The 15,060-nt window shown below is 46.7% G+C and carries 11 protein-coding genes and 1 tRNA gene; 3 read left to right on the top strand and 9 right to left on the bottom strand.

Annotated features, from left to right (window positions below):
- Positions 1 to 18: 18 nt before the first annotated feature.
- The 8 genes from K7B07_RS25555 to K7B07_RS25520 form a co-directional block, all read right to left on the bottom strand.
- Positions 19 to 1,743 (bottom strand): HAMP domain-containing sensor histidine kinase, encoded by a 1,725-nt coding sequence (locus K7B07_RS25555; RefSeq protein WP_223713384.1) that lies wholly within the window; start codon positions 1,741 to 1,743, stop codon positions 19 to 21.
- Between the two features lie 37 nt (positions 1,744 to 1,780).
- Positions 1,781 to 2,890 carry a sensor protein KdpD gene (locus K7B07_RS25550; RefSeq protein WP_223713383.1) on the bottom strand — a complete coding sequence of 370 codons (1,110 nt, stop codon included), beginning with the start codon at positions 2,888 to 2,890 and terminating at the stop codon, positions 1,781 to 1,783.
- 12 nt (positions 2,891 to 2,902) lie between these two features.
- Positions 2,903 to 4,003, bottom strand: coding sequence for a porin (locus K7B07_RS25545; protein ID WP_223713382.1), 1,101 nt, complete (start codon positions 4,001 to 4,003; stop codon positions 2,903 to 2,905).
- A gap of 119 nt (positions 4,004 to 4,122) precedes the next feature.
- The gene (locus K7B07_RS25540) at positions 4,123 to 4,668 is read right to left on the bottom strand and encodes a potassium-transporting ATPase subunit C (RefSeq protein WP_223713381.1); all 546 of its coding nucleotides are present in this window, start codon (positions 4,666 to 4,668) and stop codon (positions 4,123 to 4,125) included.
- Between the two features lie 68 nt (positions 4,669 to 4,736).
- Positions 4,737 to 6,815 carry a potassium-transporting ATPase subunit KdpB gene (gene kdpB, locus K7B07_RS25535; protein ID WP_223713380.1) on the bottom strand — a complete coding sequence of 693 codons (2,079 nt, stop codon included), beginning with the start codon at positions 6,813 to 6,815 and terminating at the stop codon, positions 4,737 to 4,739.
- Between the two features lie 329 nt (positions 6,816 to 7,144).
- Positions 7,145 to 8,833, bottom strand: coding sequence for a potassium-transporting ATPase subunit KdpA (gene kdpA / locus K7B07_RS25530; RefSeq protein ID WP_223713379.1), 1,689 nt, complete (start codon positions 8,831 to 8,833; stop codon positions 7,145 to 7,147).
- 70 nt (positions 8,834 to 8,903) lie between these two features.
- Positions 8,904 to 8,981, bottom strand: coding sequence for a K(+)-transporting ATPase subunit F (gene kdpF, locus K7B07_RS27940; protein ID WP_143019645.1), 78 nt, complete (start codon positions 8,979 to 8,981; stop codon positions 8,904 to 8,906).
- A 346-nt stretch (positions 8,982 to 9,327) separates the two neighbouring features.
- Positions 9,328 to 10,671, bottom strand: a complete 1,344-nt coding sequence (locus K7B07_RS25520; protein ID WP_223713378.1) for a sigma-54-dependent transcriptional regulator — start codon at positions 10,669 to 10,671, stop codon at positions 9,328 to 9,330.
- A 304-nt stretch (positions 10,672 to 10,975) separates the two neighbouring features.
- Here K7B07_RS25520 and K7B07_RS25515 point away from each other — a divergent pair, with 304 nt between their 5' ends.
- The 3 genes from K7B07_RS25515 (at position 10,976) to K7B07_RS25505 (ending at position 13,273) form a co-directional block, all read left to right on the top strand.
- Complete coding sequence (locus tag K7B07_RS25515; RefSeq protein WP_223713377.1) at positions 10,976 to 11,998, top strand: LacI family DNA-binding transcriptional regulator; 1,023 nt, start codon at positions 10,976 to 10,978, stop codon at positions 11,996 to 11,998.
- Between the two features lie 84 nt (positions 11,999 to 12,082).
- The gene (locus K7B07_RS25510; RefSeq protein ID WP_223713376.1) at positions 12,083 to 13,141 is read left to right on the top strand and encodes a phosphotransferase enzyme family protein; all 1,059 of its coding nucleotides are present in this window, start codon (positions 12,083 to 12,085) and stop codon (positions 13,139 to 13,141) included.
- Positions 13,142 to 13,199: 58 nt separating this feature from the next.
- Positions 13,200 to 13,273 (top strand) — tRNA-Pro (locus K7B07_RS25505).
- A gap of 950 nt (positions 13,274 to 14,223) precedes the next feature.
- Here the strand turns inward: K7B07_RS25505 and K7B07_RS25500 are convergent.
- Positions 14,224 to 15,054, bottom strand: coding sequence for a hypothetical protein (locus tag K7B07_RS25500; RefSeq protein ID WP_223713375.1), 831 nt, complete (start codon positions 15,052 to 15,054; stop codon positions 14,224 to 14,226).
- Positions 15,055 to 15,060: the final 6 nt, after the last annotated feature.

Here is a 15,060-nt window from a genome sequence, read left to right as displayed (position 1 = left end):
CGGCAAAAGACGGGATGCTTATTTTCCGGCGGCAGGCAGGCGTACCGTGAATTCGGTGCCCACCCCAAATTCACTGACAACATCGATGCGTCCTCCCTGCGCTTCGATCAGTTCCTTACTGATCGACAATCCCAGACCTGTTCCTTCTTTTTTGGAACCGGGAACCCGGAAATAACGGTCAAATATTTTATCAAGATAGAAAGGTGCAATGCCCTGGCCATAATCCTTAACGGTAAAAACGACCTCGTCCCCGCTGGCAGCAACTGTTACGGTAAGGGAACCGTTCTCATGACTGTAACGGATGGCATTGGAAATAAGATTACTGAAGATCCATGAAGTTTTATCCGCATCAGCATTTAAAAAAGGAAGGTCTTCCTGCAGCACCGTCTGAATGCGGATGTTCTTGGAAGCTGCGGCTGTTTCATTGATGTGAACCGCCTTGCCGATCAGCTCTTCCGGACGGCATAGTACGGACTGTAGCTCCAGTTTACCGCTTTCCAGCTGGGTTACGTTCAGTAGTTCGCTGGTGATCTTCAGCAGGCGGGCCGCATCATCCTGTATGCTTTCTACCAGCTCTTTTTGTTCGGTGTTCAACTTGCCGATCCGGTCGTTTTCGAGCAGCTGGGCACTCATTTTTATTGAGGAGATGGGCGTCTTGAGTTCATGGGAAACCGTGGCGATAAAGTTGGTCTTTGCATAGTCCAGCTCCTTGAAAGGGGTGATGTTCTTCAGAAAGATCACATCTCCCAGGTGCTGCGCCTCTTTTTCGCCCGTGGGAACGATGCTGATGGGAATGATCGTTTTTTCGAAATAACTTTCTTTGTTGTCGGCATAGATCTTCAGGGGCTCGTGTGCCGTTACCGGTTCAAAAAAATCCCGGATCAGCATCCGGATCAGGTCATTGCTTACCGCAAGGTCCTGGACCGGTTTTCCCAGTACATCCGAAGGTTGGGTATTGGTGATCCTGGAGGCCTCTTCATTGATAAAAATGACCCTTTTGGCTTCGTCCAGACCGATCACCGGTTCATGTATATTATTGATCAGTGTTTCCACGCGCTGCTTTTCACTCATCAGCCGGGCCAGGTTGCTGTTATTGTATTCTTCCAGTTTTTGCGCCATGGTGTTAAAGGCCTTTGCCATATCGCCGAACTCATCAGGTTTGTTGTAATAGATCCGTTGTGAATAGTTTTTTGAAGTGATGCCGCGGATGCTTGAGGTAAGGGTTCTGATGGGATTGGAGATGGCAGCGGGCAGGTTCAGCAGGAGGGTAAAAGCAATGATAAAGCAAAGGGTTCCGCTTACGGCGATCCAGACAATGGCTTTATCTGCGGTCTTCCCGGCAATGGTACTTTTCCGTTGAATGGCCTGCATATTCAGCAGCATAATATCTGCAAGATCTTTCCGGATCTGGCGGATCAGCAGGGTATCACCCGGCATATTTTTGATCCGCTCAAAGTCGGCATTTACCCGCTCTGTAGCTTCGAGCTCATTGGGTTCGGTTATGTTTTCTTTTTGGCGTTTCAGCTGCGCCTCAAATTTTTGCTGGATATAGGGCTGTTGAATGCCTTCGTCCAACGCCAGCAGCATTTCCCGGGAGTACGAAACGGAATTGTAATTAGCCACCAGGATATTTTTTGTTTCTGCCGAAAGCCGGTTGATGTAAATACCCGAAAGGATGGCGAGGAAAGCCACCAACGCAAAGAGCGCACCCAGACCCAGGACTAATTTTGTTTGAATACGCATTTTTTAATTTTTATGCATAAGCAAAAATAAAACAACATTAACTCAGTATCACCAGATCGATCTGGCTGTCGCTTAGTTTTTTTAAAAGATTATTGAAAATATTGGTAGCCGCAATGACCTGCATCAGACTCAAATGCGGTTTGCCGATACAAATGGTGGTGATCTTCCGCTCTTCGGCCTGCTCCACGATCGCGGCTGCAATGCGGTCGGCCTTTATCTTTATAATTTCCGCACCGAGCTCTGTGGCCAGCTGAAAATTATTGATCAGGTACCGTTGCTTATTCAACCGGATCTTATCGGCACTTTCCGAAGGGGTCTCTATGTACAGTACATACCATTTGCTGTGATAATAATTAGCCAGGCGTGCGGTTTTGCGGATAACGGTCTTGGACGTTTTTTCATTACTGCTGATACAGGCCATAAACCGTTCCTGCTGCAATGGAAGTTTTACGATTTCTGTTTCTACCTTCCGTTCCACGGCAGAAGCCACTTCTTTTAGTGCCAGCTCGCGCAGTTGCAGGATATTGTCGTGCTTAAAAAAGTTATTGAGCGCAGATTGGATCTTGTCGTTTTTATAGATCCGGCCTTCCTTCAGCCGGGTGATCAGCTCATCGGAAGGCAGATCGATGTTTACGACCTCATCGGCTTCTTTAATAATACTGTCCGGGATCCGTTCTGCTACATTAACGCCGGTGATGGCCAGGATGTCCTCGTGCAGGCTTTCAATGTGCTGGATGTTCACGGCTGAGATCACATTGATACCTGCATCGAGGATATCCCGCACATCCTGCCAGCGTTTGTTGTTCCGGCTTCCTTCTATATTGGTGTGCGCCAGCTCATCTACAAGAACCACTTCCGGCCGGAGGTTGATAATGGCATCTGTGTCCATTTCCTCCAGTTCTTTCCCCTTATAAAAGAGTTTCCGCCGGGGAATTTCAGGAAGACCTTCCAGTAACGCGTGGGTTTCTTCGCGCCGGTGGGTTTCAATATAACCGATGCGTACATCGATCCCGTTCCTGAGCAATACATGGGCTTCCTGCAACATGCGGTAGGTTTTTCCCACACCGGCACTCATGCCGATATAGATTTTAAACCGGCCGCGTTTGTTATTCCGGATGAGTTTTAAAAAATCAGCAGCTGCTTCCATGATGACAGGTATTTAAAAAGAGAATGCCAGGGAACTTGTAATTGCGAAGTTATTATTTACCGGAAGATCGCGGTTTAAAAAGATCCGGTCGCGACTGTTAAACCCGCGGCCCTCGATCCGCCATACGAACTGATCGGTTATTTTGCGATCGATATTTACTGAATACCCGATCGTTTTAAAACCATGTGCCGTACCCGTGGCAATGAGCACCCCATTGCGGTCGTCAAAATATTCACCCCGTAAACCAATATTCCATTTCTCGTTAAACCAGGTGGCGATCACCACGGGCGTATACCAGCTGTTGTAGCCGCTGCTTTTTTTGGCCTTTTGTTCCACACCGATATCAAATCCCAGCGTCAGTGAAAAATGGGGCGACAGCAGGAACTGACCATAAAGATCATGAAAGTAACGCATCTGCCGGGCGCTATCCGGTTTGTCATTGCCAATAAAAGAACTGCTGTTCACTGTTATCTTATCGGTGGGCTTAAAAGTGAGCTGGTGGCCAAATGCCAGGGTATTGTTTCCTTCCACCCGTTCAATGCGCTGCCATCCGTTCAAGAGCAGACCACTAATGTACCACTTGCCGTTACCGGAAGTGTATGAGAGGCGGGCGCCGGTTTCAAAATAGGGCGAATTTTCTGCTGCGATACTGCGGGTCAGTGTCTGGCAATCCTTTCCGATGGCGCTTTCCCAGCCGATATGCGAGGGAAGAACACCCGCATCGATCCAGAGATTGCGGGTCTTTGAGAGTTTGAAACCCGCATTGGCCTCATAGATATTTTTTAGTACGTTTTTTTCAGCGGCCATATTATCATTGCTGTAGGTGCCGGTCATTAAGCCGATGTTGCCTCTTATACGCTCTGTTGTGTAGCTGGCTTTAACCAGGGCCAGGTTTACATTGAAGGTATTGTGCCGGTTGTAACTGTAAAGGAAGGGCTGTTTGATATGATTGGCCGGTCTTCCGAAATCATAGCTGTAAAAGGCTTCGCCATAACCACTGATCTTGAGGAGCCTTTCGGGATTTTCAGTTTGTGCCGCTGCTTTTTGAAAGGTGATCAATGGAGCAGCCATTGCGAGGTAAATAATGCGGTTGCGGATTGTTCTGCTGTTCATACATTTTGTTTTTCTTCTTTGTTATTTGAGCGCTTCTCCGGGGTCAGGTACCGTTGTTCCGGCCTGGTTTTATTGAAAGGCAGAAACATGAAGGTGCCGGTTATGGGGTTATAAAGGGTTTAATGACCGAGTTGATCCAGATCGATATTTAACTTCAGTACGTTTATTTTCTGAGGCCCCAGCACCGGCCGGTCGATATGTTTGTTTACCAACTCCTGAACGGTCTGCTGCGACAGCTTCCGGGCTGTTGCGATCCGTACTACCTGGGCGTTTGCAGCTGCAACGGAAATATCGGGGTCCAGTCCGCTGCCGCTTGCTGTTACAATATCGGCGGGGATTGCAGCCCCGGGATTCTTTTGTTTGAAATCCTCAACCCGTTGCTGCACTTCTTTCAGATAATCGGGATTATTGGGCCCTTTGTTGCTGCCGCCGCTTCCTGCGGCGTTATAGGCTACAGCTGAAGGGCGCGAACTGAAGTAAATGACGCTGTCGAAACGTTGTCCGATATTGGCATAGTAGCTTTTGCCATTACGGCCGGAGATCTTTTCTCCTTTTCCTTTTTCCGGTGTAAGTTGGGCAAAGCCTGATAACAGGAGTGAATAGACCACTACACAGAGTACCATCAGTATAAGTGTCAGGCGTATGGCGGGAATGATATGTTTCATTGTTGATTTTTTGAATAAAAAATGAATAGTAAGATGCTATTGGCGGCGAATAGCCGGCGGACTGTTGTTTAAAAGAGTAGTCCCACCAGCAGGTCGATCAGTTTGATACCGATAAAGGGAGCAATGATGCCGCCGAGACCGTAAATAAACAGGTTCCTTCTCAGCAGGGCGCTGGCGCCGATGGGTTTGTAGGCCACACCTTTTAGCGCCAGGGGAATCAGCAGGGGGATAATGACCGCATTGAAAATTACTGCCGAAAGGATCGCGCTTTCCGGGCTGTGCAGCCGCATGATATTTAGCCCGTGCAACGAAGGAATGGCTGCTATGAACAGGGCCGGGATGATGGCAAAATATTTGGCCACATCGTTGGCAATACTAAAGGTGGTCAGTGTGCCGCGGGTCATCAGCAATTGTTTCCCGATCTCTACAACCTCGATCAGCTTTGTAGGATCGTTGTCGAGGTCTACCATGTTACCTGCCTCTTTAGCGGCCTGGGTGCCGCTGTTCATAGCCACACCTACATCGGCTTGTGCAAGGGCGGGCGCATCATTGGTGCCGTCGCCCATCATGGCCACCAGGCGGCCTTCTGCCTGCTCACTGCGGATATAATTCATTTTGTCCTCGGGTTTGGCCTCTGCGATAAAATCATCTACCCCGGCCTTCCCGGCAATGAACTTTGCGGTAAGCGGATTGTCACCGGTCACCATCACTGTTTTGATCCCCATCCGGCGCAGCCGTTCAAACCGTTCCTGTATACCGGGTTTAATAATATCCTGCAATTCGATAACTCCCAGTACCCGGTCGCTTTTTGCCACAACCAGCGGCGTTCCGCCGTTGCTGGCGATCTCTTTTGTTTTGATCATGGTTTCCGCCGGGATGATATTACCGGCTTTCTGTACCAGTCTTGTAATGGCATCCATAGCACCTTTGCGGATATGAATACCATTGAAGTTCACGCCGGAGCAGCGGGTCTCGGCGGTGAACGGGATCGGCTTGTAACTGCTGTGTTCTGCAAAGAACTGTTGCTGTGTATCCGGAATATAGTTTTTGTCCTTATGAAGGCCGGAAGCCAGCTCCACAATGGATTTTCCTTCAGGTGTTTCATCTGCCAGAGAACTGAGCACTGCCGCCTCAATGAAATCCTGGTCGCCGATGCCGGCTGCCGGCCAGAAATGTGTGGCTTTCCGGTTGCCGATGGTAATAGTTCCTGTCTTATCCAGTAGCAACACATCGATATCCCCGGCCGTTTCAACAGCTTTACCGCTTTTGGTGATCACATTGGCCCTTAATGCACGATCCATACCCGCGATACCAATGGCAGAAAGCAGCCCGCCGATGGTAGTGGGGATCAGGCAAACAAATAAAGAGATCAGCGCAGCGATGGTAATGGGTGTATGGGCAAAATCGCCAAAAGGTTTTAATGTGGTGCACACGATGATGAACACGAGTGAAAATCCTGCCAGCAGGATGGTGAGCGCTATTTCATTTGGCGTTTTCTGGCGCGAGGCGCCTTCCACAAGGGCGATCATTTTATCCAGGAAGCTTTCGCCGGGACGCGTGGTCACTTTTACCTTTATTTTATCCGATAACACCTTGGTGCCACCGGTAACTGAGCTTTTATCACCACCGGCTTCGCGGATAACCGGTGCACTTTCCCCGGTAATGGCGCTTTCATCGATGGTGGCCAGTCCTTCAATGATCTCTCCGTCTGTAGGAATGATATCACCCGGCTCACAGATGAAAATGTCATTGAGCTGCAGACCGGAGGAGGGGACAATACGGACCTCATTCAGCGTCATTTCGCCGACCGGTTCTATTTTTTTTGCAGGAGTTTCTTCTCTTGTTTTACGCAGGCTGTTGGCCTGGGCTTTTCCACGTGCCTCTGCGATTGCCTCTGCAAAATTGGCAAACAGCAGGGTGATAAAAAGAAGGGAGGTGATGGTAATATTGTACGCGAGTGATCCCTGCGCTGTGCCCCCGGCCGCTGCGATCCAGATGCAGACGCCCAGCATGACCAGCGTGCCGATCCATACCAGGAACATGACAGGATTGCAGAACATTTTTGACGGACTTAGTTTGACAAAAGAATCCTTCAGCGCTTCTATGAACTGGTCCTTTTGAAACAAGGATGTATGTTGATTTTTCATTTTGATATGTTGTGAGAAATGAACTGTTTTTAGTGAAATGGTAATAGCGAAAAGCAACGTGTTTGTTAATTAAATAATGCGATTATTTATATTTTGATTATCTGTTTTACTTATGAATGCGGATCTGCAATTTATTACCCGGGAGGAATGTGATCGGTTTGTTGAAAAACTGGATACCATTGGTAAGATGATTTATGGATGGATCCTGAGTTTGAAGAAAGATTAAATAGGAGATCCGAAAAATTTTGAGTAAAAGATGAAAAGTAAGGTACAGGCGTCCTGCCTGGTTTGTTTTAATTTTTTTACCTTTCACTTTTTACTTCCGGTCCTCAGCCCATTCCAAAATATTCCGCAATTGGCCCCAGTGTTAAAGCCGGGAAGAAGGAGAGCGCCGCTACAATAACGATCACGGCAAATACCATAAAACCAAAGGTGGCGGTATCTGTTTTTAAAGTGCCGGCGCTTTCCGGGATGTATTTTTTTGCACCAAGTATACCGGCAATAGCTACAGGGCCGATGATGGGCAGGTAGCGGGAAAGTATCAGTACAAAGCCGGTGCTGATATTCCACCAGGGCGTATTGTCGCCAAGCCCCTCAAACCCGCTTCCATTATTGGCGGCACTGGATGTGTATTCGTACAACATTTCACTAAAACCATGGAAGCCCGGATTGGCGAGCGTGGAGGCCGTTTGTGAGGGGAGTGCTGCGGCTAATGCGGTGCCCGCCAGTATCAGCAACGGATGCAGCAATGCTACGATCATCGCGATCTTCATTTCGCGGGCCTCTATTTTTTTACCGAGGAATTCAGGGGTACGGCCTACCATCAAGCCGCTTACAAAAACCGCGAGGATGATGAATACAAAATAGTTGAGTATCCCCACACCACACCCGCCGTAAAAACAGTTGGTCATCATGGCCAGCAGCATATTCATCCCGCTCAGCGGCATATAACTGGAGTGCATGGAGTTGATCGAACCGGTGGAGATAACGGTGGTTGCAATACTCCAGTAGGCGGAAGCCGGCGTTCCAAAACGGATCTCTTTTCCTTCCATCGCCCCCAGGGCAGGACTGACGCCCATCGCAGTGATATTGGGGTTGCCGTTCATCTCCATAATGATGTTGGGAATACAGAGGATCAGGAAGCCCAGGGTCATTACGCACCAGATGGCCCACCCCAGTTTTCTCCGGTTGATGAATTGTCCGAATGCAAACACCATGGCAAAGGGGATCAGCATTTGCGCGATCATCTGTGTCATATTGGTGATGTAGTTCACATTTTCCAACGGATGAGAGGAATTGGCGCCGAAGAAGCCGCCGCCATTGGTACCCAGATGTTTGATGGGAACAAATGCCGCCACCGGACCGGTGGAAACATAGGTCGTATCTCCCTGCAGGGTGATCATTTGTTGTTTTCCTTCAAAGGTCATCGGGGTATGATTCAGGATAAGAATCACGCCGATGATGATGGAGATGGGCAACAGGATGCGGGTAACCGATTTCACAAAAGTATTATAGAAATTACCCAGCGTTTGATGCATGCCCTTCCGGAAGGCATAGAAGACGGCAGCAGCTGCGGCCATACCGGTGGCAGCGGTTACAAACTGCAGAAACATGAGGTAAAGCTGACTGAAGTAACTGACGCCGGTTTCCCCGGAATAATGCTGGAGATTACAGTTCACCAGGAAGGAAATAGTAGTATTAAAGGCCTGATCGGGGGTCTGGTTGGGGTTTTGATCGGGATTAAGCGGGAGCCAGGCCTGGTTCAGCAAAATAAACATTCCCAGGAAAAACCATACAAAATTGATGACCAGAAGCGCTACCAGTTGCTGTTTCCAGTTTTGCTCTTTATGCGGATCGATACCGCTGATCTTAAAAAGAAACCGTTCCAGCGGATTAAAAATGGGATCTAAAAAAGTACGCTCATTGCCATACACTTTAGCAATATACCTGCCCAGCGGCAGCGAGAGCAACAGTGTAAGCACAAACATGACGATGATGCCTAATATTTCAGTGTTCATTGTTTTTGAGAAGTTGTGGATGGTGAAAAGTAAAATGATGATAGTGGAAATAAAAAGTGCAGGCTGCCTTTTAAAACTTTTCGGGTTTGAGCAGTACATAGCACATATAAATAAATACAAGAATGGCGATGATAAATAATCCTGTCATTTTTTAAGATTGAATTGTTTGTGATGTTGTTTTATATTTTTTCAAAAAACGGAATGGACCTGAAGAACAGCATAAAACATCCAATGCCGGAAAGAATAAGAATACCTGTTAACATATGTGGTAATGATTTAATTGTTTAATGTCGACCATCCTGTACCAAATAAGGATCCGGATTTTATCAAAAGATTTAACCTGTTAGATTTCAGATGTTTACACCCGTTGCCGGCATCTGTCAAATGAAAAAAGCCTATCAAAATGATAGGCCCTGTTCTCAAAATGAGAAAGGAGATAGGGGCAGGAGCACAGGCTGATCAACGGGAGGATCAGGGCCGGTTAGTTGCCGTATTTATAATTTGTATTCTTCAATTTTCCGGTATAAAGTAGCCACACCGATCTCGAGGATGCGCGCTGCTTCGGCCTTGTTGCCTTTGGTGAATTGCAAAATGCGCCGGATATGATTCTTTTCCATTGACGCCAGTGACGACGGATTTTCTGCAGCGCCGGGTTCCTGGTTCTGGTGTTGCTGTATTTCCAGCGGAAGGTCTTCCTGGTGCAGTTCATCTTCCTGCATCAGGATCACGCTGCGTTCAATACTGTTTTTTAACTCCCGGATATTGCCGGGCCAGGGATAGTGTTCCAGCGCACGAAGTGCCTCCGCCGAGATGCTGAGTTCCTTCCGGTTTGTTTTATGCGCAAATAACCGGAGATAAAATCCTGCCAGCTCCTTAATATCTTTTTTCCGTTCTCTTAAGGCAGGAAGAGCGATCTTAAATGTAGAGATGCGGTAATAGAGGTCCTCACGGAAATGCCCGGTTTCAATTTCTTTCAGCAGGTTGCGGTTGGTAGCCGCCAGCAGGCGCAGATTTATTTTTGTCGGTTTGGTTTCCCCGATCTTAATAAATTCGCCGGACTCCAGTACCCGCAGTAGTTTTGCCTGCAGGTCGACCGGCATTTCTCCAATCTCATCCAGGAACAGGGTGCCATTGTGTGCCTCTTCCAGCAGCCCTGTCTGATCTTTTACCGCACCGGTAAATGAGCCGGCCCTGTGTCCGAAAAGTTCACCTTCGAGTAGTTCGCGGCTGAATGCGGCGCAGTTGATAGCCACAAAATTCTTGTTCCTGCGGTTGCTTGCCTCATGGATCGCTTTTGCAAATACTTCTTTGCCGGTGCCGGTTTCGCCGGTGATCAGGACTGTAGCGTCCGTGGGGGCCACTTTTTTTCCAAAAAGGATGGACTGCTGAATGGCTTCAGAGTGACCGATGATGCTGTCGAAGGAATATTTGTCACCCAGTTGCTGTTCCAGCTGCTGCACCCTTTTGTAAAGGGCTACTTTTTCTATGGCACGGTTTAATAAGGGAATGATCCGGTTGTTGTCATCTCCTTTTGTTATGTAATCAAAGGCCCCGTTCTTAATGGCCTGTACGCCATCCGGAATGTTTCCGTAGGCGGTCAGCAGGATCACTTCCGTTTGCGGTGCCTGGGCCCTGATCTTTTTTACCAGTTCCACTCCGTTGCCGTCGGGGAGCTTCACATCGCAAAGCACTACATCCACTGCAGTCTTTTCCAGTTGCTTTAAGCCGCTGCGGCAGTCGTTTGCCTGAAAAACCTCAAAACCCTCGAGGGTAATGATTCTTGAAAGGAGCTGCCGCAGTTTTTCTTCGTCGTCGATGATCAGGACACTGTGTTTCATTTTTTGCTAAACTTGCAGCAAAAGTAATATAATAAATTTGTGCCGCGGTCTTGCAAAAAATAATAGGTTTGCGCGCCTTAGGAGGCTGCATTGTGATTTTTTACCGCCTTGTGTCCGTTAGGAACGGGGTAAGGTTTTCGAACCCGCCAATGTGCCAACGGATGACCCTGCCATGCCGCTTTGTGTGGAAAAGGAGCGGATGGAAGATCTCAGCATCAACGGGATACATCCATCCGCCGGCATCGGAAGCCGGGGCAACTATTAAAATAATTGCTTATCTTTAGATTTTGCATATATTAGAACTGTGAGCGAGTCCATACCTACAATAAAAGAAATTGCCAAGCGGTTAAATGTTTCTGTCTCAACCGTATCACGGGCTTTGAGCGACCATCCGCGGATCAGTGCAAAAACAAAAGAAGCCGTTAAGGAACTGGCAAAGGCGCTGAACTATGAACCCAATTCCAAGGCCATTTTTTTTAAGCAGAAAAAGAGCTATGTCATCGGTGTGATCGTGCCGCATATCTATGAAGATTTCTTTTCAAAAGGTATCAGTGGTATCGAAGATATTGCATTGGAGAACGGGTATACCATTTTATTCGGACAAAGCCACGACCGTATTGATAAGGAACGGCGGGTAGTGGATGCCATGAAGAACCAGCGGGTGGACGGGCTGATCATATCTCTTTCCAAAGAAACCAATAAGAGCGATCATTTAAAAGCATTGGATGCGTATAACATTCCCGTGGTGTATTTCGACCGGGTACCGTCCCATTCCAATGTAAATAAGGTTTATTGTAATTTATTTACCGGAACCGTGGATATGATCGAATGGTTGTTTAAACAGGACCGGAAGCGGATCGCTTTTATAAATGGCCCGGCTGCGATCATTGCCTCCAAGGAACGGCTGGATGGATATATCGAGGGCGTTTCCCGGAGGAAACTCAAGGTGGATATGCAGATGGTGGAGCAGACGGACTTTTCTGAAGAAGGAACACATAAGGCTGTTGCCCGGCTGCTGGCGCTGAAAAAACCACCGGATGCCATCATCAGCTTTAACGACTACGTGCATATGGATGCCGTAAAATATGCGTTGAAGGAGCACGTGAAAATTAATGAGGATATATTATTTGCCAGCTATGCAAATATCTCCGTGAACAAACACACCGCCTATCCCCCGGTAGTATCGATAGACCAGTTTCCGTATAACCAGGGGGAGGCTGCTATGAAAATGCTGATGGACATTCTTCAGAATAAGCCGGATGATGACAGTGCTGTAAAAACTTTTCAGCAGAATGAAATTCCTGTTGCACTGGTTTATAATTCCTAAAGTCTGTACTGGACAATCGTTTGCACCGGTTTTTGAAAATTTTCTTAAACTTTATTTTATACATTTATCCCCTTAAACCAGATTATGGATAAAGTACTTGCCGGTTATGGATTGAAGGAAGTCCATTGTGCTATAAGACCTTACGGCAGCGGGTTGATCAATTATACATGGGTGATCTGCAGCGGGGACAATGAATTTATATTACAGAAAGTAAACCAGAATGTATTCCGGGAACCGGAAGCGATCGCCTGGAATCTCGAATTTATAGACAACTATTTGGCGCAGCAGAATGCGGAATATTTTTTTGTATCGCCGGTAAAAACCGTTTCCGGGGAAACCATGCTGCATATAGAAGGAGATGGTTACTACCGGATGTTCCCTTTTGTAAAAGGCAGTCATTCGGTGGATGTGGTGGAAGAGCCGCAACAGGCTTATGAAGCAGCCCGGCAATTCGGGTTGTTCACAAAAAAACTGTCGGGGTTAAATGTGGACGAATTAAAGATCACTCTGCCATCCTTTCATGACCTGGTATTACGGTACGAGCAGTTCCTGGAAGCATTGGAGAACGGGAATGGTCAGCGGGTAGCGGCGGCAGGGGCGGTGATCGGTGAGTTAAAAGCGCATTCTGCCATTGTAGACCGCTTCAGGGAGATACTTGAGAATCCCGATTTTAAAAGACGGGTGACCCACCATGACACCAAGATCAGCAATGTACTTTTTGATGAGGCGAATAAAGGCCTTTGTGTGATTGATCTGGATACCGTGATGCCCGGCTATTTTATAAGTGATGTGGGGGATATGATGCGCACCTACCTGTGCCCGGTAAGTGAGGAAGAAAAAGATTTTTCAAAGATCACGGTGCGCGAGGACTACTATAAAGCGATTGTCAACGGTTATCTTGAGGAAATGCAGGACGAGCTGACACCGGCTGAAAAAGCGCATTTTTTTTACTCTGGTCTTTTTATGATTTATATGCAGGCGCTTCGCTTTCTGACAGATCATTTGAATGACGACAGGTATTATGGCGCCAAATATGAAGGGCATAATTTTGTGAGGGCACAGAACCAGTTGACATTGCTGAACCGGCTGCTGGAGAAGCGGAAAATACTGGAATACGGTATTTTTTCTCATTCTTCCCACTGATTTTTATGATTTTTGCAAATTTTCCCCTACATTTGCACCCGCTTTAGTTAGCGGGAACCGGGAAGTAGCGCAGGCCGGTAGCGCACCTGGTTTGGGACCAGGGGGTCGCAGGTTCGAATCCTGTCTTCCCGACCTTTAATTACAACGCAATGGAAGTTATTCTGTTGCGTTGTATCTTTTTAGGTTTGTATCAAAACTTGTATATCCAAATTTTTTTTTGCCCCTGTCCTCAAAACCTATGACCAAGACTTAACCAAAAGATATCACGGATTTTATCCTCTATTTAACCGAGAATAGGGCTACAGCCAGTACCATTTGTAAATACAGGGGTTTACGTTCGACTTTGTATATGAAGACAATGGAATTCGGATTTGTTGACAATAATCCTGTAGGTAAGGTCAAAATGAAAAGCCTAAGGCCAAGTCGCTGAACTTTTTCACGAATGAACAAATTGAACTGATTAAAAATGAGACTACGCCGGAGGAGCTCTGGCTTGGTATTCAACTGCTTTTTTATTGTTTTATCCGACCGGGAGAAGCAAGATTATTAAAAATATCAGCAATCAATTTTGAATATTCCTTCATAGAAATTTCCGGGGAAATCAGTAAGAATAGGAAATCCGAAAAAGTCGTAATTCCTGAACAGTTTTTACAGTCTCTTTCCTTCCTTAAAGATTACCCGGATGATTTCGTCTTTTAGAACTCAATATCGCCGATCCAATCAGCATCGGTAGTAAGGTCCAGGTTAGGTTTGATCACGATCAGCGTGTTGCTGACCCAAAGTCAGGTAGCCGAGATCCAATCTAAACAGAATGCGAATGTGACGAAGGAGGAGGTGGTGACGCCACAATTCTTCCTGTTTTTCTTGCCGTTGTATTTATATTTATTGAGAACATTCTGGCTGTGACTGATGTCCATCCCAAATGCATCTGTAAAGCCTCAAATATCAATACCCACCGGATTACTCACACAACAATGCAGAGAAAGAACTTATGCTAACTATATACTATGGATCTTAAATCCATAGATTTAAGAGAATATTGACTTGAGTCATTTGAACTTGCTGTAAACTGTAATTACCGCTCAATACTTAAAAAAATACCCTGCAGTATACAAGTTGAAAGTCTTATTAACAGGATTGCCCGAACCATCATCAACCTGCATATCAAATGGGAATGCGTCAACCCGGATAACATTGATAATCCCAAACGGAGGACCATAAGTAGCGGGGGGGAATATATCTCTCATCACATAACTGAAGTAATTTTTTCCCAACCCATATGCCTGGTTCACTGTTTCATAGTCTGCGTTAGAATTTGTAGCCGGGTCCAGCACCAGCATAAAAATATCCAAGTCCCTGCTTTTGGGAAAGCTAATCTTTTCCGAGAGCTTACCGAATGGAATATTCCTCAAAACGCCAATCTCTTCTTCCGAAGTTCCCATCCAGTCGCCATTCTTGTCTTCATAAAATACAACATCGATCAATCCATTGCCAAAGTGTTCGTAGTTATTGAAAATCATAAAAGCTGTACTATCGGAAGCCGGACGAATAAAATCAGATCCACTCACAAATTTATTAAAGCCTAGCGTTTCATTATAGGCAAACATCAATGAGGCAACAGCCTCACTGGCAATGATGGAAGTATCCTGCAATACTTCTTCCGTATGCGCTTTTTTCAATGCGATCTCAACGCGCGCTCCACGCGGTATGATGATATTATTGAAGCTCGCGCCAATATTGAAGGTGCTATCGGCCAGGCGTCCATTGAGGTAAAGGTCCATTGGCGGGGTATCGCTGAAAAGCATGGGAATATTTAGTTCCGTGAAATGTTGCGTTGCTACGGGCTCGGCTTTTTTACAACCTGCGAAAGCAAAGAATATAAATACAAATACGTAAAGACGATATTGTTGCATATGTGT

Origin of the sequence: Niabella beijingensis, assembly GCF_020034665.1 — a bacterium.
In the GTDB taxonomy this organism is placed as follows: Bacteria; Bacteroidota; Bacteroidia; order Chitinophagales; family Chitinophagaceae; genus Niabella; species Niabella beijingensis.
The sequence above is the reverse complement of the archived record's forward strand: the minus strand, read 5'-3'. Positions and strand labels throughout refer to the sequence as shown.